Origin of the sequence: Actinoplanes sp. CA-252034 (assembly GCF_050956125.1) — a bacterium.
Classification (GTDB): domain Bacteria; phylum Actinomycetota; class Actinomycetes; order Mycobacteriales; family Micromonosporaceae; genus Actinoplanes.
Map to the genome: position 1 here is coordinate 7,090,524 of NZ_CP191846.1, position 23,902 is coordinate 7,114,425.

General features: G+C 70.1%; 19 protein-coding genes and 1 pseudogene. 7 read left to right on the forward strand and 13 right to left on the reverse strand.

Annotation, left to right across the window (positions count from 1 at the left end; translation table 11 throughout):
• The first annotated feature begins 42 nt into the window (after nucleotides 1–42).
• Nucleotides 43–174, forward strand: coding sequence for a hypothetical protein (locus tag ACQPZW_RS32295; protein WP_433789797.1), 132 nt, complete (start codon nucleotides 43–45; stop codon nucleotides 172–174).
• Nucleotides 175–207: 33 nt separating this feature from the next.
• Here ACQPZW_RS32295 and ACQPZW_RS32300 read toward each other — a convergent pair whose 3' ends face one another.
• From ACQPZW_RS32300 to ACQPZW_RS32310, 3 genes are all read right to left on the reverse strand, one after another.
• Nucleotides 208–3,456, reverse strand: coding sequence for an MGH1-like glycoside hydrolase domain-containing protein (locus tag ACQPZW_RS32300; protein WP_433789798.1), 3,249 nt, complete (start codon nucleotides 3,454–3,456; stop codon nucleotides 208–210).
• Between the two features lie 71 nt (nucleotides 3,457–3,527).
• Nucleotides 3,528–4,943, reverse strand: coding sequence for a glycoside hydrolase family 43 protein (locus ACQPZW_RS32305; RefSeq protein WP_433789799.1), 1,416 nt, complete (start codon nucleotides 4,941–4,943; stop codon nucleotides 3,528–3,530).
• A 35-nt stretch (nucleotides 4,944–4,978) separates the two neighbouring features.
• Nucleotides 4,979–7,402, reverse strand: a complete 2,424-nt coding sequence (locus tag ACQPZW_RS32310; protein ID WP_433789800.1) for a beta-L-arabinofuranosidase domain-containing protein — start codon at nucleotides 7,400–7,402, stop codon at nucleotides 4,979–4,981.
• Between the two features lie 292 nt (nucleotides 7,403–7,694).
• Between ACQPZW_RS32310 and ACQPZW_RS32315 the strand changes: the two genes are divergently transcribed.
• Nucleotides 7,695–8,147 carry a DoxX family protein gene (locus ACQPZW_RS32315; RefSeq protein WP_433789801.1) on the forward strand — a complete coding sequence of 151 codons (453 nt, stop codon included), beginning with the start codon at nucleotides 7,695–7,697 and terminating at the stop codon, nucleotides 8,145–8,147.
• Between the two features lie 38 nt (nucleotides 8,148–8,185).
• Here the strand turns inward: ACQPZW_RS32315 and ACQPZW_RS32320 are convergent, their stop codons facing one another.
• Nucleotides 8,186–10,339 carry a putative bifunctional diguanylate cyclase/phosphodiesterase gene (locus ACQPZW_RS32320; protein ID WP_433789802.1) on the reverse strand — a complete coding sequence of 718 codons (2,154 nt, stop codon included), beginning with the start codon at nucleotides 10,337–10,339 and terminating at the stop codon, nucleotides 8,186–8,188.
• 288 nt (nucleotides 10,340–10,627) lie between these two features.
• Here ACQPZW_RS32320 and ACQPZW_RS32325 point away from each other — a divergent pair, with 288 nt between their 5' ends.
• Nucleotides 10,628–11,377, forward strand: coding sequence for an NPP1 family protein (locus ACQPZW_RS32325; RefSeq protein WP_433789803.1), 750 nt, complete (start codon nucleotides 10,628–10,630; stop codon nucleotides 11,375–11,377).
• 43 nt (nucleotides 11,378–11,420) lie between these two features.
• On the opposite strand, the gene ACQPZW_RS32330 is transcribed toward ACQPZW_RS32325, so the two are convergent.
• The 4 genes from ACQPZW_RS32330 to ACQPZW_RS32345 all read right to left on the reverse strand — a co-directional run bounded on the left by ACQPZW_RS32330 (nucleotide 11,421) and on the right by ACQPZW_RS32345 (nucleotide 16,125).
• Nucleotides 11,421–11,996 (reverse strand): GyrI-like domain-containing protein, encoded by a 576-nt coding sequence (locus tag ACQPZW_RS32330; protein WP_433789804.1) that lies wholly within the window; start codon nucleotides 11,994–11,996, stop codon nucleotides 11,421–11,423.
• Nucleotides 11,993–12,784 (reverse strand): MerR family transcriptional regulator, encoded by a 792-nt coding sequence (locus ACQPZW_RS32335; RefSeq protein WP_433797676.1) that lies wholly within the window; start codon nucleotides 12,782–12,784, stop codon nucleotides 11,993–11,995. The genes ACQPZW_RS32330 and ACQPZW_RS32335 overlap by 4 nt, the downstream gene beginning before the upstream one ends.
• 175 nt (nucleotides 12,785–12,959) lie before the next feature.
• A complete protein-coding gene (locus ACQPZW_RS32340; RefSeq protein ID WP_433789805.1) occupies nucleotides 12,960–14,324 on the reverse strand; it encodes a hypothetical protein in 1,365 nt (454 codons plus the stop codon).
• A 220-nt stretch (nucleotides 14,325–14,544) separates the two neighbouring features.
• Nucleotides 14,545–16,125 carry an ABC-F family ATP-binding cassette domain-containing protein gene (locus ACQPZW_RS32345; protein ID WP_433789806.1) on the reverse strand — a complete coding sequence of 527 codons (1,581 nt, stop codon included), beginning with the start codon at nucleotides 16,123–16,125 and terminating at the stop codon, nucleotides 14,545–14,547.
• A gap of 240 nt (nucleotides 16,126–16,365) precedes the next feature.
• Here ACQPZW_RS32345 and ACQPZW_RS32350 point away from each other — a divergent pair.
• A pseudogene (locus ACQPZW_RS32350) lies at nucleotides 16,366–16,845 on the forward strand (alpha/beta fold hydrolase); the annotation flags it as partial.
• Nucleotides 16,846–16,958: 113 nt separating this feature from the next.
• Nucleotides 16,959–17,081: a hypothetical protein gene (locus ACQPZW_RS32355; protein WP_433797894.1), complete on the forward strand. Its 123-nt coding sequence runs from the start codon at nucleotides 16,959–16,961 to the stop codon at nucleotides 17,079–17,081.
• Here the strand turns inward: ACQPZW_RS32355 and ACQPZW_RS32360 are convergent.
• The gene (locus ACQPZW_RS32360; protein WP_433797895.1) at nucleotides 17,074–17,664 is read right to left on the reverse strand and encodes a TetR/AcrR family transcriptional regulator; all 591 of its coding nucleotides are present in this window, start codon (nucleotides 17,662–17,664) and stop codon (nucleotides 17,074–17,076) included. The genes ACQPZW_RS32355 and ACQPZW_RS32360 overlap by 8 nt on opposite strands.
• 120 nt (nucleotides 17,665–17,784) lie before the next feature.
• On the opposite strand from ACQPZW_RS32360, the gene ACQPZW_RS32365 reads away from it, so the two are divergent.
• On the forward strand, nucleotides 17,785–18,762 hold the full coding sequence (locus ACQPZW_RS32365) for a 2-dehydropantoate 2-reductase (protein ID WP_433789807.1): 978 nt from the start codon (nucleotides 17,785–17,787) through the stop codon (nucleotides 18,760–18,762).
• Between the two features lie 167 nt (nucleotides 18,763–18,929).
• Here the strand turns inward: ACQPZW_RS32365 and ACQPZW_RS32370 are convergent, their stop codons facing one another.
• The gene (locus ACQPZW_RS32370) at nucleotides 18,930–20,228 is read right to left on the reverse strand and encodes a hypothetical protein (RefSeq protein WP_433789808.1); all 1,299 of its coding nucleotides are present in this window, start codon (nucleotides 20,226–20,228) and stop codon (nucleotides 18,930–18,932) included.
• Nucleotides 20,225–20,731 (reverse strand): SigE family RNA polymerase sigma factor, encoded by a 507-nt coding sequence (locus ACQPZW_RS32375; RefSeq protein WP_433797677.1) that lies wholly within the window; start codon nucleotides 20,729–20,731, stop codon nucleotides 20,225–20,227. The genes ACQPZW_RS32370 and ACQPZW_RS32375 overlap by 4 nt, the downstream gene beginning before the upstream one ends.
• A 79-nt stretch (nucleotides 20,732–20,810) precedes the next feature.
• On the opposite strand from ACQPZW_RS32375, the gene manD reads away from it, so the two are divergent.
• Nucleotides 20,811–22,019: a D-mannonate dehydratase ManD gene (gene manD, locus ACQPZW_RS32380; RefSeq protein WP_433789809.1), complete on the forward strand. Its 1,209-nt coding sequence runs from the start codon at nucleotides 20,811–20,813 to the stop codon at nucleotides 22,017–22,019.
• A 187-nt stretch (nucleotides 22,020–22,206) separates the two neighbouring features.
• Here manD and ACQPZW_RS32385 read toward each other — a convergent pair whose 3' ends face one another.
• Together ACQPZW_RS32385 and ACQPZW_RS32390 are read right to left on the reverse strand one after the other, a co-directional pair.
• On the reverse strand, nucleotides 22,207–22,986 hold the full coding sequence (locus ACQPZW_RS32385) for an aminotransferase class IV (protein ID WP_433789810.1): 780 nt from the start codon (nucleotides 22,984–22,986) through the stop codon (nucleotides 22,207–22,209).
• Between the two features lie 4 nt (nucleotides 22,987–22,990).
• The gene (locus ACQPZW_RS32390; RefSeq protein WP_433789811.1) at nucleotides 22,991–23,875 is read right to left on the reverse strand and encodes a GNAT family N-acetyltransferase; all 885 of its coding nucleotides are present in this window, start codon (nucleotides 23,873–23,875) and stop codon (nucleotides 22,991–22,993) included.
• Between the last annotated feature and the right edge of the window lie 27 nt (nucleotides 23,876–23,902).

Consider the following 23,902-nt stretch of genomic DNA (forward strand, 5'->3'; position numbering starts at 1 on the left):
GTGGCTCCCCCGGCCGCACCGGAACCGGCCGACCAGAGGGACATGCAGACGCTTCTCTCGGAACTCGCCACCCCCTTGGTCGCCGGTCTCGCCGGGATGCTCGGCGTCTACGCCGCCGAGGACGTGCTCGGCCGGCTGCGCCGCTCAGGCCGGTGCCCGCAGCGCTGGCGCTGACCACAGCGCCGGCGCCGACGGGTCACCCGCTCGTCAACTGGCGAAGGCCTTCACCTCCAGGAGCCCGACGGAGGCTGCGCCGCTGGTCAGTGCCACCCGCAACCGGGTCGTGCTGACCTGACCGAACGTGACGACGTTGTACTGCCCGGCGGCGACGGGGTAGCCGCTCGCCGACGGCACGTCCACGTAGGCGGTGCCGTTCCAGTACTGGAGCTTCCACGACGCGGGCAGGTCGATGCCCTGGCCGTCGTCGAAGAAGTAGACCTGGGCGGACTTCAGGTTCTGCGCCGTGGACCAGGTCAGTTCGGCCCACTGCTGTCCCTGGTTGGGCCAGGTTCCCCAGCGCGGGTTGACGGTGTCGTTCGACGACGACGGGTCGATGCCGTCGTTGATGGCGGCGACGCTCTCCCACGACGACGTGTACGAGGCGCTCGGGGTGGCCGCCGTCGCCAGGTTGGGGTTGGGATTCGGCGGGACGGTGCCCTGCCCGTACAGCTTGATCTCGGTCAGTCCGGTCTTGGCGCCGCCGGACGGCTGGGTGAACTGGACCCGCAGCCGCGTCGTGCTGACCGCGGTGAAGGTGACCTTGTTGAAGTTGGACTGCGGGGTGCCCGGCGTCTTGACCTGCGAGGCCGTGTTGACCCAGGCGCTGCCGTTCCAGTACTGGACGTTGTAGCCGGTCGGCGGCCGGTACCGGTTGCCGGCCCGGTCGTTACGGAAGTAGAGCCAGGCCTCGTCGACGGTACGGGCGGTGCTGCCGAAGTCGAGCTCGTACCAGTCGGTGGCGTTGGCACTGCCGTAACTGCCCCACAGCGGCGCGTTGGTCGGCAGCCCGTCGATCGCGCCGGCGACCGAGGTGCCGGAGGTGGTGTACGACGCCGACGCGCTCGCCCCGGCAGCCAGGTTGGGCCGGGTGGAGGTGAGGTCGACGCCCGCCTTGGCGAAGACGTCGACCACGCGCGCCCCGCTCTGCACCACGTTCTGCGGCGCCTGAAGTGACGCGAACGCGGTGCTGAACGCGACCGTCCCGGTGGTGGTGACGGCCCCGGTCGCCGGGTTGTAGGTGAACGGCGCCAGCTGGTTGAGGGTGGCGACGCGGGTCCCGTTCAGGTAGATCGAGTACCCCTGGGGCACCCCGGGATACCTGGTCACGCCGTCGGCCGGGTCGTCCCAGACGATCGACAGGTCGGCGTTGCGGTAGCGCAGGTTGTTGACCGCGAAGTGGCTCCAGCCGATGTTGATCGGCGACAGCTGGATCTGGGCGTCGTTGCGCGGCCGCAGCCCGGCGACGTCCTCGATGATGGTCCAGTTGCTGCTGCCCAGGATGTTGTGGTGGATCCACGAGCGGTACGTGATGGCGCTGCCGTTCCAGTCGGCCCAGAACTCGTTGGCGTCCGGCCAGTTGGTGTCGCCGCCGACGTACTGTGCCCAGGCGTTCCAGTAGAGCAGCTTCTTGTAGTCGTCGGTGTTCATCCACGAGTTGGGGTAGTTGCGCAGCACCGACGAGTAGAGCCGGAACTGCACCGTCGAGTTGATCGTGGAGAAGTTGTTGCTGCCCGGGTTCCCGGCGGCCGCGGCGGCCGCCTTGTCGACCTGATTGGCGGTGTAGAAGGGGAAGATCGGGTACTGGCCGGCGTCGGCGAACAGGCGCAGCGCCTCCCGGTACTGGGCGGTGTTCGGCATCAGCCCGACCGCGTACGGGTAGTAGTTGTTGATCTCCTTCCACGGCACGAACGCGTTCGTGGAGACGTGTTTGTGCTCCAGGAGCTGCCGGTCCGGGTTCCACAGCGTGTTGATCACGCCGTTGCGGATCCGGTCGGCGAGCGTCTGCATCTCGGTGGCCTTGGCCGTGTTGCCCATCAGCGTGTAGGCGTCGCGGGCGGCGTTGGCGGCGCTCCACACGTAGGCGGTCTCGGCGCGATCGAGGTTGCCGGCCCGCCAGTGGAACGACACGGCGTCGGCGTCGTTTCCGGTCATCGCGCCCCAGTCGTACTCGATGACGCCGTTGTTGTTGGTGTCGTAGGTGGCCAGCTGGCCCTTGGCGTCACCCTCGGCGTAGCGGGCGAAGTTGTTGAGCATCGCCGGCTGGCCACCGTGGATCTGGTAGGCCCGCCACGCCGCCTCGGCGATGTACTGGGTGTACGAGTTGGACCAGTTCTCCGGGTCGCCCGGGTTGTCGACGAAGCGGCCGTTCGCCGAGTACTGGCCGACCGCCAGGTACGGGCCGTAGGAGTACTCCGGGCTGCGCAGGTACTTCAGGTCGTCGATATGCATCGGCTGGGTGAGCGCGATCGCGTTGTTGTAGCCGGTCACGCCCTCGATCGACTGCGGGAACTGGAAGTCCTGGCCGGGGATGTCGGCGTCGAGGTGGTTGAAGCGCATCAGCCACCAGCGGTAGTAGATGTTCTTCTTGATCGCCGCGTCCGGCACGTCGATGTAGGGCACGTTGTCGGCCCACCATCTGTTGTAGGCGCGGACGTGGGTGGCGAACGCGTCGGCCGGTGTCCGGGTGCGGTAGGCGTCGTACTCGGTACGTGACGCCGGGATCTCGGTGGCGACCCAGCCGAGCTGCACCTTGACGGTGACCGTCTGCCCGGCGGCGACCGTCACCGATCGGCTGAGCGCCCCGTTGGCGGCGGTGAAGCCGTCACCGGAGAACCGCGGGTAGAGCGTCGTCAGGTTGTTCTTGACGGCCCGCGTGCCGGTCAGCTCGGTGCCGCTCACGGTGGTCGCGTAGGGCGACGTGGCGTTCAGTGTCAGGGTCGTCGAGGCGCTGCCGTTGTTGACCACGGCGACGTTGGTGACCAGCACGTTGTTGTCGGTGATGAACTTGGTGACGTCGAGCCGGACCGAGCCGTTGGTGTGCACGCTGCGCCAGTGGCTGGGGGTCTGCCGGCGCTGGGCGGCCTGTTCGGTGAAGGTGCCGGTGGACGCGGTGATGGCGTAGGCGTTCTGGCTGGAGATGTTGTCCCAGTACGCGGCGTTGCCACCGAACCCGATCACCGACGGGGTGTGCGTGTTCATGAACGCGGCCCGCCCGCGGGTCATCAGCCAGGTGCCGGCCGGGTCGTTCCCGGTGCGTGCGAGCAGGCGGTCCATCCAGAAGTCGGTGCCGCTCGACTCGGCGTCGTAGATGGCGCGCATCGTGTCGCCGGTGGTGTAGGCGACCGGCGGCGCCGGGATCGATCCCGTGTTGCCGAAGGTCGGGAACCCGATGGGTTGCGCGGCCAGGGCCGGCTGCGGGTTGACGGTCAGCGAGGCCGCGATCAACGTCAGGCTCATCGTGTACGCCCAGACGCGCCGAATCCTGCCGAAGCCTCGACGGTCCGGCCGTCGTCTGTCGACCGGCCGCCTCATGACTGGAACGCCTTCCACTCGAGCACGCCGGTGGACAGTCCGCTGCGTGAGGTGATCTGCAGACGAAGCCGCGTCGTGTTGACCGCGCTGGCGAACGTGTTGACGTTCTCAACATTGCCGGCGACGCCACATGTTGACTGCAGTTGAACGGATACATATTGACTGCCGTTCCAATACTGCAGTGCACATGACGCCGGGAGGTCGATGCCCTGGTTGTCGTCGAACCAGTAGACCGAGCTCTTGTTGATCGACTGAGCGGTCGGCCAGGTGTACTCGATCCACTGTGTGCCCTGTTGTGGCCAGTTGCCGTACGCCAGGTTGGACCGGTCCTGCGAGTTCGCCGGCGTCCCGCCGTTGTTGACCGCGGCCAGGCTCTCCCACGACGACACGTACGACGTCGTCGCGGTGGCGGACGGCGCGATGTTGGTCCCGCCACCACCTCCACCGCCCGGATTCGGCGGCGGCCCGGTGGTCGTCTGCACGACCGGCTGGATCGTCCCGTCAGCGTTGAAGTACAACCGGTCGACCGCCACCGACCTGCGGAAGTTGCCACCGCCGGGCGCGTTCGCGTTGTGGTAGACGATGTACCACTGCCCGTTGAACTCGACGATGCCGGCGTGGTTGGTCGTCGACGACACCTGGCCGAGCACGACACCCCGGTGCGTCCACGGCCCCATCGGGTTGGTCGCGGTGGCGTACCGCTGGCAGGCGTAGTTGGTGTTGGTGACACAGCCACCGGTGTCGTTGGCGGCGTACATCATGTAGTAGAGGCCGTTGCGTTTGAACATCCACGGGGCCTCCCAGTAGTTGGTGAGTCCCGTCGGCGTGACGACCGACCCGACCGTGTCGATCATGTTGGCCGCCAGGCGCACGGCACGGGGTCCCCAGTAGCCGCCCCAGTACATGTAGGCCTGCCCGTCGTCGTCGACGAAGACGGTGGGGTCGATGTTGAGGCCGGACGAGTTGGCGGTGCTGTCGCTGATCAGCGGCCCGCCCTTGGCGTCGGTGAACGGGCCGAGCGGGCTGTCCCCGACGGCGACGCCGATGTTCATCCAGCCGGCGCCGTTGCCGTTGACCGAGGTGTACCAGTAGTACTTGCCGTTGCGCGGCTCGACCTCACCGGCCCAGGCGTCGGCGCCGGCCCACGGGAACGTGGCGATGTTGGCGCGGGCGCCGTTGTCGGTCCAACTCGCCGCGTCGGTGGAGGACAGCACGTGCCATTCGCGCATCACGAAGTTGCTGCCGCCGGTGGGCGCCTCGTCGCGGCCGGCGTAGATGTACATGGTGTTGCCGACGACCAGGGGGGCCGGGTCGGCGGTGTAGATGTTGGTGATGATCGGGTTGGCGGCCTGCGAGGGGGTGGCGACGGCTGTCGCCGCGGCCGCGGTGGCCAGCACGCTGAACAGCGCCACTGACCGTCTTCTTCTCGACATCGAAACTGCCTCTCTCACTGTCCGGTGGAAAACAGTTGAGCGACCTCCGCCGCGGACAGCGCCCGGCTGTGGATCCGGAACCCGTCGACGGCGGCGGTCAAATACGGATCGGAGGCGTACTGGGAGCGGCCGATCCAGTTCTGGGTGGTCGACGGCAACGCGGACGGGCGTACCGTGAGCGCGGTGTTGCGGGCGACCTCGGCGCCGTTGACGTAGAGGACGCCGAGGTTGCCGGTGTGGGTGACGGCGACGTGGGTCCACGCCCCGGTGGGGAGCGCGGCCGGGGCGTCGATGCGCTGCTCGGCACCGGAGCCGCCGCCGCTGATCGCGTACCGGGCGGCGCCGGAGCCGCTGCGCGGGGTGAGGAACAGGTACGCACCGGTGCCCGTGCCGAAGTCGAAGACCCGGGTCCAGGTGGCGGCGGTGTCGATGCGGACCCAGGTCGCGACGGTGAACGCGGTGACGCCGGCCAGGATGCCGCCGGGCAGGGCGACGTGCCCGTTGCTCCCGTTGAGCAGGACTGCGCTGCCGGTGCGCCCGGCGGTGCGGGTGACGCCGCCGGCCAGGGTGGCGGTCCAGCCGTTGCCGGTGGCGTCGGCCGCGCTCGTGCCGGACGTCTCGTCGAAGGGGTAGTACGCCTCCTTCGGCGTGCCGCTCGTGACGTTCCAGTAGACGGAGTAGCGCTGGCCATGCGTCTTGTAGAACGGCCGGAGCAGCACCGATCCCGCGGTGTACTCCAGTGGCGTGCCGGTCGGCTGCGGAGTCCCCGAGAGTGTCGGCAGGGAGCTGAGGTTGCTGGTGCCGAACTGACCGGCGAGCACGATCGGCCCGTACTTGACGGCGCGCACCGACGGGTTGTCCGGTGCGGCCTCCAGGGTGAGCGTCATCGGCAGGCTGACATCGACGACGTCGCCGGTGGCCCAGATGCGATTGATCGAGAGGTAGGTGCCGGGTGTCGGCGGTCCGGTGAGGACGCCGTTGACCCGGACCTGGGCGCCGCTGGTCCAGGACGGGATGCGGATCCGCATGTCGAAGGCACCGGAGCCGGCGGTCACGGTGAGCCGGGTGGACGGGCTCTCCGGATACGTGGTGTCCTGCCGGATCGTGACGCCTTGACTTGACCACGTCAATGTTGACGAGATGTACATGTTGACGTAGAGCGTCGTGTCGACGTGGAAGTAGATGCTCTCGGCGAACTTGGTGTTCGTCTCCATCCCGGTGCCGTGACAGCAGGTGAAGTTGTCGTAGTCGTTGCTGTACGTCTTGATCCCGCCGGCCCGCAACGGCACGTAGTAGCAGTGGTGCCCGTGTGCCGAGCTGGGATTCTGCGCGCCGAGCAGGTGGTTGTAGAGGCCCTTCTCGTAGAAGTCCATGAACTCGGCGGCCCGTGACGGGTCGGTGAAGAACAACTGCCGGGTCAACTTCAGCATGTTGTACGTGTTGCAACACTCGCACGTGTTGTCGGACAGCTCCGACGCGATCCGGTCCGGTGCCTGGAAGTACTCGCCGTTGGAGTTGCCGCCGATCGCGTACGAGTGACGGCGTACCACGAAGTTCCAGAAGTTGACCGCGATGTCGCGGTAACGGGTGTCGCCCGTCGCGTGGTATCCGCGGATCGCCGCGATGGCCTTCGGGATCTGCGTGTTGGCGTGGAATCCGGCCAGCGCGTCTACCCCGGCGGCGAGCGGGTCGAGCACCTGGGCGTGATCGAAGTACTGGGCGGTGAACAGGTGCACCGGCTCTTCGGTGAGCTGGTAGAGGTTGAACAGGGTCTCGCCGATACCGCCGAACTCGACGCGCAGCATCTGCTGCCGCTGGGCGTGCGTGAGCCGGCTGTTGCGAGCCTGCACCCACGCGGCCTTGCGCTGCAGCACGGCGAGGGCCTGGGCGCTGCCGGTGAGCAGGTGCCAGTCGAGCAGCCCTTGCACGATCTTGTGGAGGGTGTAGTAGGGCGCCCACACCTGCCGGCCGGTCTCGACCCGGTCGATGAACGACTCGGGGTAGGCGGAGAGGAAGCCGTTCGGGCGCTGGCAGAGGGCGAGCTGCGCGACCAGATAGTCGCCCTTGGCCTGGTAGGTGGTGTCGCCGGTGCCGGCGTAGGCCTGGGCGAGCGCGCTGAGCACGTGCCCGATGGAGTGGCCGCGCAGCTCGGTGGTGGGTGACTCCCAGCCGCCGCACGGGGTGGCCGACGACGACAGGCCGGCGGTCACCCGGAACATGTGCAGCAGCCGGTCGGCGTTGAGGAAGCGCAGGTAGGCCTGGGTGCGGCCGGCGTTGTCGGCGAACGGGCCGGCACCCAGCCGGACGGCGGTGAGCGGGAACGGATACGCCGAGACTCCGGCGTCCGGGCGGACGGCGCGGGCCGGGCCGGCGGGCAGCAGAACCCCGGCGGCTCCGGCGGCGCCGGCGATCAGGACGGTACGACGGTTGAAACGCATGAGGACACCTCTGCAATCGAGATATATCGATGCATGGGAAGCGGAGGAGCCCGGGAAAGATGCAGCGTGTGACACCCCTGGGCAGCTCCGGCGGACCCGCCCCCGTGATGCGGCTCGCCTGCGGCACACGCTGCCTTACGAAAACGTTTTCGGCAAGATGTAGAACCGGTTACGAATAGATTTCCGTCACCCCGGACTCTTAGGCGAAATTTAAGATCGTCTATATAAAGCGACGTTCCGAGCACCTAGGGTGGTTTTCCAGATTGTCCACTTCCCGACAGAGGAGCGTCTATTGTCTACCCCACGCGTGAACGAGATCACCTGGCTGCTGTTCCGGGTCGTCGTCGGCCTGCTCTTCACCTGTCACGGGCTCGCCACCGTGTTCGGCCTGCTCGGCGGCGCCCGGGGCACGGGCCAGGCGGTGGCGGTCGGCCTGTGGCCCAACTGGTATGCCGGGCTCATCCAGCTCGTCTGCGGCGTGCTCGTCCTCGTCGGACTCGGCACCCGCCCGGCCGCGATCCTGGCGTCCGGCTCGATGGCGTACGCCTACTTCGTGGTGCATCAGCCGGACGGCCTGATGCCGATCGAGAACGGCGGCGTCACCCCCGCCCTCTACGCCTGGTCCTTCCTCCTGATCGCCGTCGTCGGCGGCGGGCCGTGGTCCATCGACGCGCTGATCCGCAACCAGCGCGCCTCGGTCCCCGCGGTCACCCCGGAGAGGACGACCGCGAAGGCGAGCGTCTGACCCCGGCGACATCCCGGTCGCGTCGGCGGCCGGGATCGTCAGGCCGCCAGGTCCCGCTGCTGTTCGAGTAGGGCCAGGACCTGACCGGGCTCGACCGGCCGGGAGTACAGGTAGCCCTGGCCCCGCTCCGAGCCGAGTGCCAGCAACTCGGCGGCCTGCCCCTCGGTCTCGATCCCCTCCGCCACGGTGGTCAGCCGCAGGATCTGCGCCAGCCGGATCACCGCCTCGGCGATGGCCGCGCCCTCGGCGGTGCCGTCCAGCCGCGCCACGAAACCGCGGTCGATCTTGAGAATGTCGACCGGAAGACGTGTCAGGTACTGCAGGGACGAGTAGCCCGTACCGAAATCGTCGATGGCGATCCGGACCCCCGCGGACCGCAACCGTCGCAGCGCCGCGACCTCGACCGCTTCCTCGACCATCGCCGACTCGGTCACCTCGACGACCAGGCTCTGCGCGGGCACCCCGGCGCGATCGAGCACGCTGAGCACCTCCCGCGCGAGATGCGGCTCCTGCAGCTGGCGCGGTGAGACGTTGACGGTGACCGTCAGGTCGGCGCCGGCCGCCCGCCAGGCCGCCACCTGCTGGACCGCCTGCTCCAGCACCCACCGGCCGATCCCGACGATCTCGCCGGACCGTTCGGCGACCGGGATGAAGGCGGACGGAGAGATCGCGCCGTGCAGCGGGTGCCGCCAGCGCAGAAGTGCCTCGGCCGCCACCACCCGGCCGGTCGCCAGGTCGACGATGGGCTGGTAGACGACGCTGAGCTCGTCGCGCTGCCGAGCGCCCTCCAGGGCCTCGGCGAGCGCCGCGTCCACCGCCCGGCGGTCGTTCATCGACAGCTCGTGGACGACGAACGTCGACGCCGGCGACCGGACGGCGTGGCTCATCGCGATCTCGGCGTTGCGCAGCACCGTCTTGGCGGGCTCGCCGATGCGGGCGACGGCCATCCCGATCGAGCACCGGACCTCGTCGTCGTCGGCCGCGGCGAGGATCCGCTGCGCCGCGATGGTCGCCTCACCGGCCACACCGGCATCGGTGAGCAGCACCCCGAAGGTCGCCGGGCCGGTCCGCGCGACCAGGTCGTCGGCACGGACGTTGCGCCGCAGGATCGACGACATGCGGTGCTGCGCCCGCGGCTCGGCCACCGCGATCACCAGCACGGCGAACGGCTCGCGGCCGCGGACCACCGCGGCGAGCGCCTCCTTCAGGCCCGCCCGGTTGGCCAGCCCGGTCTCCGGGTCGCGGCCGGCCCGTGCCCGACTCGTCCGCAGCGAGATCCAGTAGCGGAACGTCACCGCGGCCAGCATGGCGGCCATCGCGACGACCAGGCCGCTCCAGCGCAGCCAGCCGGACGTCCGCACGATCACCACGAGCAGCAGCGCCACGCCGGTGACCAGCGCGCCCAGGGGCAGATACGCGACCCAGCGCGGCGGATCGGCCCGGCGCGCCCGGTCGGTGACGCTGCCGATGCCGGACGCCGACATCAGCGGCGAGAGCGTGAGCAGCAGATGGGCGGTCACCACGAGGGCGCCGCCGGACGGCTCGACCAGACGTTCCACACCGGTCGGCAGGGTGGTGGCCCATCGGGTGTCGGCCAGGATCGCGAGCATCATTCCGGTGACCAGGACGGTGATCGGATCGCGCCAGTGGTTGACCATGCCGCGCAGCAGCATCGCGGCGATCGCCATGGCCAGCATCAGGTCGGCGGTCAGCAGGCCGCCGACGATGCTCCAGGTCGCGGCGGACCGGCCGGACACCAGCGCCGGGTCCAGCCCCGCGAACCAGACCACCATCACCCCGGCCGCGCCGACCGCCACCATCTCGGCGGCGAACGCCTGCCGGTGCGGGCCGCTGAGTCTCAGCAGCGGGCCGAGCACGGTCGACAGGCCGAGCAGGGCCATCCCGCCGATGTGGGTCGCGGCGGCGGCCCACCACAGCCACGCCGGTGCGCCGGCCAGCCAGGCGGTGAGCGTCACCGCGTTGCCGACTCCCAGCCCGCGGGCGACCGCGGCGAGCCGGCACGGCAGCACGTTGATGCCGAGCCGGGCGACCCGGGTCAGGTAGTGGACGCCGATCGCGTCCACCACGGCCAGGGAGATACCGAGGATCATCGGATACCAGGACGGGACGATCCAGCCGGCGACCTGCACGGGGAGGATCGCGGCGAGAAGCAGCAGCGTACGGCGGGGCACCGGCCTCGCGCCTACCACCGAACTCCGCCTCACATCCGTTCTGTCGGCGCACGCCGACGGGAGATGAGACAAACTCTTGCCCCAAGGGGCCGCAGGCCTCAAGCTGATCGATTGTTACCGGCGGGTAGACCGTCGGCCGGTCGAGGACGTGGTGTTCGCCGAGCGTTGATCCCCGCGCAGCCCGGTGGATGCCCCACCACCCGGCGGCCGTGCGGAGATCCGACGGAACGATTCCCCCCGATCGATACCGAGGAGTCCGATGTCCCCACCACTCCCCGCCGCCGGGCGTTGCGTTCGGCGTTCGTCGCCGGCAGCGCGCTCGCCGTCCTGGCCGTCACGGCCGCTCCGGCGCTCGCCGCTCCCCCGGCCGAGCTGCCCGGCAACGCCGAGGCGATCGAGACCAAGTGGCAGCCGGCGTACGACTACGACACCGACGGCTGCTACCCCACCCCGGCGATCGGCCCGACCGGCGTCGTCAACGGCGGGCTCAAGCCGACCGGCTCGCTCAGCGGCGACTGCCACGACAACTACGACCTGGACAACACCAACGGGTACTCGCGGTACAAGTGCAACAACGGGTGGTGCGCCGTCGCGTACGGCCTCTACTTCGAGAAGGACCAGGCGCTGGCGAACAGCTCGATCGGCGGGCACCGCCACGATTGGGAGCACGTCGTGGTGTGGGTGCAGAACGACGTGGCGAAGTACGTCTCCACCTCGGCGCACGGCGACTTCGACATCGCGGCGGCGAGCGCCGTGCGGTGGACCGGCAACCACCCGAAGATCGTCTACCATAAGGACGGGGTCAGCACGCACGCGTTCCGGCTGGCCGGCTCCAACGACGAGCCGCCGGAGAACGGCTACGCCACCTGGCAGTACCCGTCGCTGGTCGGCTGGAACGGCTTCCCGTCCACCGCCGTGCGCACCACGCTGAGCAACTACGACTTCGGCAGCGCCAACTTCGGGCTCAAGGACGCCAACTTCGTCAACCTGCTCACCGAGGCGATGCCGTCCGGCATCACCTTCAACCCTTCCGCCTGACGTACGCCGCCCGCCCCGCCCGTGGTGGGCGGGGCGGGCACGCCTAACGGGCCGGGAGCACCGGCTGCCGCAGGATCGTGCGCAGCCTCTCCGGTGCCGTCCGGCGCCGGTCGCTGAGATAGATCTCGTGATGCCGGCCGGTCATCCGCAGCCCGTTGGCCGGGATGAACTCGTCGTGCATCCTCGCCAGCGTGGGACCCTCCTCATCGAACGAGCCGACGTGCAGGGTCTGCACGCAGCGGCCCTCGGCGAGGGACCCCAGACGGACGGGACCGTCGACCAGGGTCTCGTCGACCCGGTCCGGCACCATGATCATCAGCGTCCAGCGCCACCGGCTCTTGTCCCGCGCCGCCGTGAACGACTCCATGTCGTCGGCCCACCACAGTCCCTCCAGCGGCATGACGACGTAGTCGTGGCCGAGCCGCCTGCTCGCGAACTTCAACCGGTACGCCACCGGGTAGAGCGCCCCGACCGCGTCGGCGAAAGCCGTTCCCTCGTTGGGATCGCCCTGTCCGTCGACCATGAGATAGCGCAGATTCGGCACGTCCACGACGTCGAACCGGCCGGGCCGGGCCGAGTAGCAGTCCAGTTCCCGCTTGAAGTCCGTCTTCGACGTCACCGCTCGCCCTCGATCGGGAACTGCACCTCGGTGAGCAGGTCCTCGGGCTGGACGGTTTGCGGGTCGTTCAGGTAGATCTCCCGTGGCGGACCCGCCGGCCGCCGCCCGTTCTCCTCGATCCAGCCGCTCACCGCGTGATATGCCGGGGCGATCTCCGCGTAGGGGCCACGATGGATCGTCGACGCGACGGTGCAGCCGGACATCTCACGAAAACCGGCGGCGGGGACACAGATCTCCACGTCGCCTTCGGTGGTCTCGTCGATGACGTCGTGGTAGACGACGAAAGGCGCGCCGCTCGGGGACGCCCCGGCCGTACCGATGGCTCCGACGACCGCGCCGAAGCCCTCCCGGACGGCCTCGCCGATGGTGACCAGGCTGGCCCGCCGCGTCACGCTCGCCACCGTGACCGGCGGGACCACCTTGACCCTCACCTCGTACGGCATCAGGTTTCCTCCTCGATCGATGAGACGTTCGAGGAACCGCAGCATCCGCTCCTGCTCGGCGAGCCGGGCCCGCAGCCGCTCCCGGTGTACGGCCAGGCGCTTTCCGATCAGCCCCGGATCGTCGTCGGCGAGCAGGTCGCGGATCTCCCCGACCGGCATGTCGACCGCCCGCAACACCCGGATCGCCTCCGCCCGTGCCGCCTGTCCCCGCCGGTAGTAGCGGTAGCCGGACGACGGATCCACCCACGCCGGAGGGAGCAGCCCCTGCTCGGCGTAGAAGCGCAACGCCTTGATCGACAACCGGCTCATCCGGGAGAAGCGACCGATCGCGATCAGGTCGTCCACCACGGTTCCTCCTTCGCATCCGAGGCTCCGGTCTCCCCTGACGGGAGAGTCAACCCATTCTCGGCTCCGCCGCCCTCGACCACGGCAGGGGCGGCTGATGTACCCGATACCGGGACCGGCCCATAGAAGGGCGGGGTGAAACCATTGGCGACGCGGATCCCGGTCCCGATCCTTCCTAGAGACGACTGACGGCGGTGACGCCGTTGACGCGCGGCGACGGGATCTGCGGGTCGGCCGGGGCGCCCGCCTCGGCGAACGTCGGCCCCTTGCCGGCGGTGAAGCCGCAGGACGCGATGGTGTGCTGGCGCAGCATCAACGACGTCGGCACCGGGGCGATCTCCCGCCAGGCGAAGCAGGCGCGGATGATCGGCACGTTCTCCCCGCCGGTGATCTCCCGGTCGGCCTGCAGCAGCGCCCGCAGGACGCTGTGGTAGGTGAGGAAGTCCGGCGAGATGTTGCTCCACGTGACCGCGAGCAGCCGGCCCAGGTAGTCGCGGGCCCGCAGCAGCGCGTCCTTGAACGCGGCCTCGTTGCCGGCGTAGGCGGCGGCGAACTCGGCCTCGATCTCGTCGAGATCCTGCGAGGTGCCGGGCAGGTTCGTCGACCGGGTCCGCAGGTCCTCGCTGATCAGCTTCCGTGCCACCAGGTCCTGCTGGAACACCTCGACCATGGTGTCGAAGATGGCGCCGGTCAGCGGCAGCGACCGGTCGTGCGGCTCGTCGCCGACGTCGGACATGCGGCGCGAGTTGAACGCCACCCGGATCTCCCGGCTGTCCGACAGCTCACCCACCCGGTCCAGGCCGTTGATGGTGAGCAGGTTGCCCTTCGTCGAGTCGAGCAGCAGGTCGACGACCGAGTGGAAGTGCAGCGACGCCACGATCGCGACCAGGTCACCGGCCGACTCGTGCATGCCGCCGTAGTCGGTCGCCTCGTCACGCGGGCTGGCCGGCACCCCGACCTCGGCGAAGATGATGCTGTGCCCGAGCTCGTGGGCGAGAACGTCGAAATTCTCGCAGAACGGCCGCTCGTGATCGATGGTCCCGTTCGGTTTGCGCCCGAATCCGAACTCCAGGAAACCGTAGCCGGACTGGGCGTTGTCCCATTCGATCAGCGGGATCAGCTCGAGGCGTGAGAAATCAGATTCAAAATGCCATTGAATGGTACGGCCGAAGTAGTCCTCCCAGATGTCCAGGACACGTCGGACCGTCGCGTACATGGTGGCGGCCGAGAATTCCCGGCCGGCCGGATCGAGGTGATCGAAATGACCGTCGTCACCGGGCTGGACCGGCGGCCGTGCCTCGCCCCGGAACGGCGGGCGGAAGAACCGGTTGTACGGCAGCTTCCCGATCGCGTCGACCACGAACATCCGGTCGTCGCCCGGCCCGGCCTGCATGGCACTCGGCTCGACGGAGACGGTGACCTGCTCGGGATCCGGGAAGAGCGGCCCCGATCCGTCGGCCTTCCGCAGGAACCGGGGCTGCGGGAAGATCCGGAACCGGGTGCCGACCTCGGCCAGCCTGCGATCCAGTTCAAGGGACATGAGTGCCTCCACCCGCCGTTGATTTTCAGGAGGCCTTCATGCGATTCCCTTCTCTCCGGGAAGTCAACGTGACTGTCCAAGAACCATCCCAAAGAAACACGCGCGGGGCCCGGACGGGCGGGGGCAGTAGGGCCGCCCGCCCGGATCCCGCATCGACGACAACGCTACGGCCGAGCTGCCGGCCCGGGCGGGTGAAAAAGCGGGGTGGGTGAATAAAAAGTCACTTATCCGACGTCGACCGCAAGGTGCCGGACAAATGCAGCCACCGCTCGACGCCGATCTCGGTCAGGAACCGCTCGTCGTGACTGACCACCACGAACGCGCCCTGATAGGCGTTCAGCGCGTTCTCCAACTGACCGACGCTCACCAGGTCCAGGTTGTTGGTCGGCTCGTCCAGCAGCAGCAACTGCGGGGCCGGCTCGGCGAACAGGATGCACGCCAGGGTCGCCCGCAACCGCTCGCCGCCGGAGAGCACCGACACCGGCAGATGCGCGCGGGCGCCCCGGAACAGGAACCGGGCCAGCAGGTTCATCCGCTCGGCGTCGGGCAGCGCCGGAGCGGAGGCGGCCAGGTTCTCGGCCACCGTCCGCGCCGGATCGAGCAGGTCCAGCCGCTGCGACAGGTACGCCACCCGGCCGACGGCACCCTTCTCGATGTGCCGCAACAGCGTCGACTTGCCCGCGCCGTTGGGACCGGTCAGGGCGATCCGCTCCGGCCCTCGGATGATCAGATCGATGCCGGAGAAGATCTCCCGCTCGCCGTAGGCCGCCGCCAGCGACTCGCCGTGGAACACCGTGCGCCCGGCCGGCACGTTCGTCCCCGGCAGGTCGAGGACGATCCGGTCGTCCTGCTTGGCGGCCCGGCTGGCCTGGTCGTAGCGTGCCTGCGCCTGACCCACCCGGTCGCCGTGCACGTCGGCCGCACGGGCCGCGGACACCTCGGCGCCGCGTTTGAGATTGCCCGCGTGGATCCGGGCCAGACCGGCGCTGGCCAGGTTGCGCGACGCGGTCGACGAGCGGCGGGCGGCCCGCTCGCGGGCCTGCTGGGCCTCGCGTTTCTGCCGCTTCAGGTCCTGCTCGGCGTTACGGACCTGACGCTCCAGGGTCTCCCGCCCGGCCGCCGCCGACTCCGCATAGGACGTGTAGTTCCCCCCGTGCCACTCCACGTCGCCGTGGTCGAGGGCGGCGATCCGGTCCATCGCGTCGAGCAACTCCCGGTCGTGACTGACCACCAGCAGCGTGCCGGTCCAGGAACGGACCACGCCGATCAGCCGCTCCCGGGCATCCCGGTCGAGATTGTTGGTCGGCTCGTCGAGCAGCAGCACGTCGGGCCGTTTCAGCAGCTCGGCGGCGAGACCCAGCGAGACGGCCTGGCCGCCGCTGAGCGTGTCGAGCCCGCGGTCGAGGGTGACGTCGCCGAGGCCGAGACGGTCGAGCTCGGCACGGCTGCGCTCCTCGACGTCCCAGTCGTTGCCGACGACCGCGAAGTGCTCCTCGGCGGCGTCGCCGGCTTCGATGGCGTGCAGGGCCGCGATCGTACGGTCCACGCCCAGCACCTCGGCGACGGACTGCTCCGACGCGAACGGCAGATGCTGCGGCAGGTAGCCGAGCGTGCCGCGGACGGTGATCGACCCGCTGGTCGGTTGCAGATCGCCCGCGACGAGCTTGAGCAGGGTGGACTTGCCGGCCCCGTTGATCGCGACGAGGCCGGTGCGGCCCTCCGGCACGGTCAGGGACAGGCCGTCGAAGACCGGCGTGTCGTCCGGCCAGGCGAAGGACAGCTCAGAGACAGAAAAGGACATGGTGAACCCCAGGACGGAATCGGTTTTCAGGGCACGACAAAGGCAGCCGCCACGTGGGCGGCCGGGGCGGGGTCCTCACCCGGCGATGTCGTCGTCCCCTGCCATGTCTCTCTCCTACCTTGTGAAAGGTCGTCGGCAACGATAGCCCACCGGTCCCGGATGGATGCACTCGTTTGTCACTGACAGCCCACAAGCACGCCGTAAGTTGCGGGATCGTCGAATCATTCACGGGAGGTAGTCATGTCCGAGAAACCGGTCGTCGTCCTGGTGCACGGCGCGTTCGCCGAGTCGGCCAGCTGGAACGGGGTCGCGGCGAAGCTGGCCGAGGCGGGTGTCACCGCACTGGCCGTGGCCAACCCGCTGCGCAGCCTCTCCGGTGACGCCGCCTACGTGCGGGACGTGGTCGCCTCACTCGGCCGCCCGGTGATCCTTGTCGGTCACTCCTACGGCGGTCAGGTCATCACCGCCGCGGCGGCCGGCGACGAGGCCGTCAAGGCGCTGGTCTACGTGGCCGCGTTCACCCCCGAGGCGGGCGAGAGCGCGCTGGAGCTCTCCGGCAAGTTCGAGGGCAGCACCCTCGGTGGCGCGGTGGTCCCCCGCACGCTGGCCGGCGGCGGTGTCGAGCTGTCGATCGCGGTGGAGAGGTTCCCCCAGCAGTTCGCCGCCGACGTCGACCCGGCGACGGCCGCGCTGATGGCGGTCACCCAGCGGCCGGTCACCGAGGCCGCGCTCACCGAGGGACTTCCCGAGGGCGAGCCGGTCTGGCGTACCGTCCCGGCTTCTTCATCTGGGGCGACGCCGACCGCAACATCCCCGCCGAGGCCATGCGCTGGATGGCGAAGCGAGCCGAAGGCCGCGTCCAGCGGGAGATCGCCGGCGGCGGCCACGCCCTGCCGGTCTCGCAGCCGGCCGCCGTCGCCGAGACGATCCTCGAAGCGGTCGCCGCGGTCAGCTGACCGCGGGCAGGCCGAGGACCCGCAGCAGTGCGCCGGTGAGGTGGTCGGCGGCCTGCTGCGTGGTCCAGCCGAGGGTGTGGGTCAGGTCGACGACGACGCGCTCGTCGAAGACGGTGACCCACATCAGCACGGCGAATCGGACGTCCTGCGGGGGCGCCGCGCCGATGTCGATCGCGCGCCCGACGAGGCGGCCGAGCCGTTCGTAGAGGCCGCCGACGAACGAGTCCTCACGCCGCGCCAGCACGCCGCGCGGGGACCGTACGTGCACCGCCGCCGCACCCCATCGGGAAGCCTGCGCCACCCACTCACCGCAGGCCGCGCGGATGTCCGCGACCGGGTCTTCCGAGACCGGGATCCGGTCGAGGGTCTCCAGCAGTTCGCCGCTGAGCTCGGCGTAGAAGGCGTCGACCGCGCTCGCCGTGTCGGAGAAGTTGCGATAGGCGGTGGCCGTCGATATCCCGGCCAGCCCGGCCGCCTCGGCCAGCGAGAACCCGGGGCCACGCTCGGCCAGCAACTCCCCCACCGCGGCCAGCAGCGCCGCCCGTCGCATCCGCGCGTCACCGCGCCGGGGCCTGTCCGCCATGCGGCGATCTTAGGAGTGGGCCGGATCACCGGAGGATTCGCGGTCGCGTAACACCGCCGAAAAGGATCGCCCGCAGACTGGGAACTGAGAAAACATTCTCAGTTACCTCGGGAGGCTGGCATGTCCACAAGACGAACCCGCGTCGCGGTCATCGGAGCCGGCGCTGTCGGCACAGTGGTCGCCGCCGCCGCAGTGGACGCCGGGCACGACGTCGTCGTCTGCGCGCGGCGCCCGATCGACCGCCTGGTCGTCGAGCGTGCCGACAGCGTGCGCGAGATCGACGTCGAGGTGCTGGTCGACCCGTCCGCGGCGACCGAGGTCGACTGGGTGCTGCTGGCCACGAAGGCGCAGGACGCGGCCGGCGCGGCCGCCTGGTTCGGGCCGCTGGTCGGCCCCGGCACCACGATCGTCGTCCTGCAGAACGGCGTGGACCACGCCGAGCGGATCGAGCCGCTGGTGCCGCGCGGGGCGCGGGTGCTGCCGGCGCTGGTCTACGTGGCGGCCGAGTCGCTGGGCCCCGGGCACGTGCTGCACCGGATGGGCGCGCGGATCACCGTTCCGGGCGCGCCGGGCACCGCTCTCGACGCGGCCCGCGCCACCTTCGACGAGCCGTCGGCCACCAGTGCCGGGCGGGTCTGCGCGACCGCGACCGATCCGGCCGACCGGTTCGCGGCGCTCCTGGACGGGTCGTGGCTGCACGTCGAGCGGGTCGCCGACTTCTCCACGGCGGCGTGGCGCAAGCTGCTCACCAACGTCGGCGCCAACCCGGTGACGTCACTGACCATGAAGCGGATGTCGGTGATCCAGCACGAGCCGGCGGTGCGCGAGCTGACCCGTGCCCTGCTGGACGAGGCGATCGCCGTGGGCCGGGCCGCCGGCGCCCGGCTCTCCGACGCCGACATCGAGCACACCCTCGACATCTACGACGGGTTCGCGGCCGACGACGGCACGTCGATGCTCTACGACCGGCTGGCCGGCCGCGCCACCGAGCACGAGCTGATCACCGGCGCCGTGGTCCGGCTCGGCGAGCAACACGGCGTGCCGGTGCCGCTCAACCGGGCCATTCTCGCCCTGATGCACGGCGTCAACCACAAGTGAGCGCCCGCAGCGCGGCGCCGACCGCGAGACGCCGCCGGCAACCACCACTCCGCCGGCTCCTCTGAGCCGACAGGCGTCGGCAACGCCTGGACCAGGGACCTGTCCGAAGCGTGGGCGCACCGCCCCGCGGCCACACACGCCGGCGCGGCGACGTGGGGATCCGGGCCTCACACCCTGCCGATCCTGATCGAGACGGTGGCCCGGACCGGGCCGGTGGTGACGCGGGTGATCTCGCCGGTCCGGACGTGCCACGTGATCAGGCCCTCCCGGTCGGTCTGTGCCAGCAGGGTCTGGCCGTCGATCCAGTCGAGGACGCCGCAGCAGCTCTTCCAGCGGTCCATGCCGAGATCGAGCAACCGCTCGACCAGGCCGCTGGTGGTTCTCACCACGGTCAGCATCTGCACGCCACCGTAGCTCTGCGGACTGCCGTCGGTCGGGGCGTGGTCACCCCACGCCGCTGCGGCGACACGCCCCGCACTGTCGGGCATCGCCGGGCCGTACCACTCGCTCACCCCGTACCCCAGAGGTTTGACCAGGCCGAAGTCGACCGCGACCGTGCTCGCCGGTCGCGCGTCGCCCGGCCGCCACACCCGGACCCTCCGGTCACCGTCGGCCACGATCAGCTCGGCGATGTCGCCGGAGGCGACCGGGCTGCCACCACCGTGCCACGCCGACATCGCGGCCGGCTCCTGGGTGACGGTTCCGGCGGCCCAGTCGACACGGACCACACCGGCCGACCCCTGGCCGACCAGGACGATGCCGTCACCGGACCACATGACCTGCTCGTTCAGGCCGGGCACCGGGATCCGATGCGCTTTCGCCGCGGGCAGGTCGATCACCACGAGCGCCTCGGGCTGCGGCACGGCGACGCGGCGCCCGTCCGGCGAGAGGGAGGTGCGGCGCAGCGGGTCCGCCTCGTTCCCACCCCCGTCATGGGTACGCACCAGGTCGCCGACATCGATCCGGACCCACTGCCCCGCCGCGTCCAGGACGTGCAGCGGCCGCATCGACTGATCCGCCGAATCCGGGTCGCGCTCCTGAACCACCGCGACCGCCCGGTCCACCGGATGCCCGGACAGCTTCGGCACGTCACCGGGGACCGTGAAGTCGGCGGGCAGCGGCGCCAGGGACCGCACGACCGGGTTCGGCGGCATCACGTCCACGGCCGGCAGCGGCGCCAGGGACGTCCGGCCCGGGTCCATCGGTGACCCGTTCACCCCGGGCGCGGCCGGGGACGGTGTCGGCGTCGCCGCCGGGGCCGGTGGCGCGGGCCGGATGTCGTCGCCACCCCGGTCCCGCAGCGGCACGGTCACCGCGACCACGGCCGCGAACGCGGCCACCGTGGCCAGCACCTGACGGCGGCGGCGCACCCGGCGGCCGGTCGCCCAGGCGGTGGCGGCGAAGGCGGGTGGGGTGACGTCCGCAGACGTCTCCTCGAACAGCTCGGTGAGCCGGTCAGTCGTCATCCTCGTTCCCTTCCGACCATCTCGCCCAGCTCCGGGGCCAGCTCACGGAGTTTGCGCAGAGCCGCGCTGGCCTGGCTCTTCACCGTGCCGACCGTGACGCCGAGGATCTCCGCGGTGCGGGCCTCGGTGAGGTCGTCGAAGTAGCGCAGCACCAGCACCGCCCGTTGCCGTGGCGGCAGCCGTCGCAGCGCCGCCTCGAAGACCAGCCGGCTCGGCACGTCGTCGCCACCGGCCGGGCGCTCCGGTGGCACGTCGCTGAGGTGCTCCCGGCGGAACCGTCGCCACCACGAGACCGCGTCCCGGTACATCACCGTGCGCAGGAACGCCTCCGGGTCGCCCTCGCGCACCCCGGTCCACCGCAGGGCGAGTTTGACCAGGGCGCCCTGCAGCAGGTCCTCGGCGAGGTGGTGGTCGCCGCAGACCAGGTACGCCGAGCGCAGCAGCCGGTGCTGACGTGCCTCGACGAAGGCGGCGAAATCGCTGTCCACACCTGTCCAACGCATGAGCACCCGTGAATGGTTGGCCGCGCCGATCGAGATCGATAAAGTCGAATCTCCTGGCACCCGCCTCAGGAGGAGCACAGTGAGAATCGCCGACGCCCGGGTGATCGTGACCTGCCCCGACCGCAACTTCGTCACTCTCAAGATCGTGACAACCTCGGGGGTGTACGGGGTGGGCGACGCGACGTTGAACGGGCGCGAGCTGGCCGTCGCGGCATACCTGCAGGAGCACGTGGTCCCGGCGCTGATCGGGCGGGACGCCTCGCGGATCGAGGACACCTGGCAGTACCTGTACCGGGGCGCGTACTGGCGGCGGGGGCCGGTGACGATGTCGGCGATCGCGGCCGTCGACACCGCCCTGTGGGACATCAAGGGCAAGGCCGCCGGGCTGCCCGTTTACCAGCTGCTCGGCGGGCGCTCCCGGGAGGGGGTGACCGTCTACGGCCACGCCAACGCCGACACCGTCGACGACGTGCTCCCCGAGATCGCCAACTACGTGGATCTCGGCTACCGGGCCGTCCGGGTGCAGACCGGCGTCCCCGGGCTGGCCAGCACCTACGGGGTGTCCAAGGACCGGCTCTTCTACGAGCCGGCGGACGCCGCACTGCCGACCGAGAACACCTGGTCAACCGCCCATTACCTCGATCACGTGCCGGAGGTCTTCGCCCGGGTGCGTGACGAGTTCGGGCCGACGCTCAAGCTGCTGCACGACGTGCACCACCGGCTCACCCCCATCGAGGCGGCCCGGCTCGGCAAGAGCCTGGAACCCTACAACCTGACCTGGATCGAGGACCCGGTCCCGGCCGAGCTGCAGGAGGGTTTCCGCCTGATCCGGCAGCACACCACCACCCCCATCGCCGTCGGCGAGGTCTTCAACACCATCTGGGACTGCCAGCAGCTGATCACCGAGCAGCTCATCGACTACATCCGGGCGACCGTCGTGCACGCCGGCGGGATCAGCCATCTGCGCCGCATCTTCGACCTGGCCAACCTCTACCACGTACGCAGCGGCTCGCACGGGGCGACCGACCTGTCGCCGGTGTGCATGGCGGCCGCGCTGCATCTGGACCTGGCCATCCCGAATTTCGGCCTGCAGGAGTACATGCGTCACACCGAGGCCACCGACGCGGTCTTCCCGCACGGCTACCACTTCGCGGACGGCTATCTGCATCCGTCGGAGGAGCCGGGCCTCGGCGTCGACATCGACGAGGAGCTGGCCGCACGATATCCCTACCGTCCGGCCGCTCTTCCGGTGAACCGCCTCGAGGACGGCACCCTGCACAACTGGTGATCAGGACAGGCTCCTCCCACCGGTGACGCGGGCGCCCGGCCGTGAATCCCCACGCCCTCGCCGCCAGGGGGCGTGCGCCCGACGAGCCGTCAGCTGCGTCGATCACCGTCACCGGGGGCGGCTCGATCCAGGTCATGCCGCGATCCTGCCGCAGGGGTGTGACATTTTCGGCGGCGAGGCGCCGACCTCAATGAACGGGTGGGATGGGCTGCCACGGGACCTCGTCCCACACTCGGCGTAGGAGGGCGGTCAGGTGGCCGTACGCCGGGAAGTCGATCTCGTCGATCGTCTGGATCGCCTGGTCGGGGAAGTGGGAGTTCGTCGCCGCCGCGGCCGTCAGGCCGGTCGTCCCGCTCAGCGGGACAGGAAGCTCGATCTGCGGGACGCCCATGTCGGTCATGGTGCGGCGCAGGGCCCGCATGGTGATGCCGGCCAGCATCGGCGCCCTCGGCCAGACGACGCGGTCGCCGTCCCAGAAGACCGCGTTCCAGACCGAGCCCTCCAGGACCAGACCGCCGTGGCCGATGAACAGGACGTCGTCGAACCCGGCGCGCCGGGCCTGCAGGGCGTGATGGCTCAGCGCGAGAGTGCCGCAGTGCTTGAGATGCGGCAGGTCACGTTCATAGCGGACCGTGCGCACCCGCAACGGCGGTCGCGGGACTCTAGGGGCGGGCTCGCCCACCGACACCATGACGTCCGCGCCGGGCAGGACGGTCACGCGCACCGAGGCGTCGCGTTCGTCCCGCAGCGCCCGGCCGATCAACGCGACGATCGTCTCGTCCGACGGCGCGAGGTCGTCCGGGAACAGCTCCGCGGACGCCTCGCGCAACCTGGACAGATGCAGGTCGAGGCCGGCCACCGCACGCCCACGCACCTGCATGGACGTGTAGTGGCCGAACCCCTGGACGGCGGCCAGGTGCAGCGCCTCGACGGTCGGGCCGCTGCCGTTGATCTCGACGTGGGTCACACGGCTACCAGATCATGTCGACCTGTCGTTCAAACGTGCGGTAGCCGGACCGTGCGAAAGCCGCCGCCATCGGGACGTTGCCGACATCGGTGGCCGCCCGGATCCGCGGCACCTCCTGCGCGGCGAGGATGCGGGTGCCCTCGGCGAGCAGGTCGTCGATGTGGCCACGGCCACGGTGCGCGGGGACGATCCCGATGTAGGCGATGATCGGGTTGTAACCGTTGTGCGCCGGGATGACGAACCCGACCGGATCACCATCGGGCAGCGCCGCGACCCGCCACCACTCCTGCGGGCTGGGGTATTTCAGCAGCTCACCGTGGAACTGCTCCTCGGCACACTCGCGCGGGGTCATCCGGGTCAGCTCGTCACGGCTGTGCGCGTCCAGCGAACCGTCCAGCACCAGCGTCATCAGGTCGATCAGCTCGCCCTCGCGGGGCAGGCGGAATGTCAGCCGGCCGGTCGGCGCCGGGATCGGGGTGCCCGGCTCCCACTGCAGGCGCAGACGCTCCACGAACGGCTTCGCGCCGCACGCCTCCAGCACCGCCATCCACGTGTCGGCATCGGAGCGCCGCCAGTCCGGAGGCAGGAAGCGGGTGAACTCGGGCGCGGGGTCCGGCAGCGCGGCCGTCACCAGCCGGACCGCGTCGTCGAAGTGACCGTCGGCCACGTCGAGGATGTCCATGATCAGGGGCTGCGCGTCGCCGGGGCGGGACCACCAGGCGGCGCGGGCGGTCACCCGGTCGCCGCGCAGAGCGAGCCACAACCACTCCGGGCGGCGGCGCCCGGCGGTCAGGTCACCGATGATCTCGCTGTTCAAGGGGTACGGGAAGGAGTTGAAGAGATCCAGCTCGCCGGGCATGACGGCGGGACGGATGGTCAACGGTGTCAAGGCTTCTCCAGGAGAGAGTCGCCCACT

What these genes read in the sequence shown, in the direction of transcription:
- ACQPZW_RS32295 (WP_433789797.1), top strand. Translation starts at nt 43, where the DNA reads ATGCAGACGCTTCTCTCGGAACTCGCCACCCCCTTGGTCGCCGGTCTC.
- ACQPZW_RS32300 (WP_433789798.1), bottom strand. Translation starts at nt 3,456, where the DNA reads ATGAGCCTGACGTTGATCGCGGCCTCGCTGACCGTCAACCCGCAGCCG.
- ACQPZW_RS32310 (WP_433789800.1), bottom strand. Translation starts at nt 7,402, where the DNA reads ATGCGTTTCAACCGTCGTACCGTCCTGATCGCCGGCGCCGCCGGAGCC.
- ACQPZW_RS32340 (WP_433789805.1), bottom strand. Translation starts at nt 14,324, where the DNA reads ATGTCCCTTGAACTGGATCGCAGGCTGGCCGAGGTCGGCACCCGGTTC.
- ACQPZW_RS32345 (WP_433789806.1), bottom strand. Translation starts at nt 16,125, where the DNA reads ATGTCCTTTTCTGTCTCTGAGCTGTCCTTCGCCTGGCCGGACGACACG.
- ACQPZW_RS32355 (WP_433797894.1), top strand. Translation starts at nt 16,959, where the DNA reads ATGGCGAAGCGAGCCGAAGGCCGCGTCCAGCGGGAGATCGCCGGCGGC.
- ACQPZW_RS32360 (WP_433797895.1), bottom strand. Translation starts at nt 17,664, where the DNA reads ATGGCGGACAGGCCCCGGCGCGGTGACGCGCGGATGCGACGGGCGGCG.
- ACQPZW_RS32365 (WP_433789807.1), top strand. Translation starts at nt 17,785, where the DNA reads ATGTCCACAAGACGAACCCGCGTCGCGGTCATCGGAGCCGGCGCTGTC.
- ACQPZW_RS32370 (WP_433789808.1), bottom strand. Translation starts at nt 20,228, where the DNA reads ATGACGACTGACCGGCTCACCGAGCTGTTCGAGGAGACGTCTGCGGAC.
- ACQPZW_RS32375 (WP_433797677.1), bottom strand. Translation starts at nt 20,731, where the DNA reads ATGCGTTGGACAGGTGTGGACAGCGATTTCGCCGCCTTCGTCGAGGCA.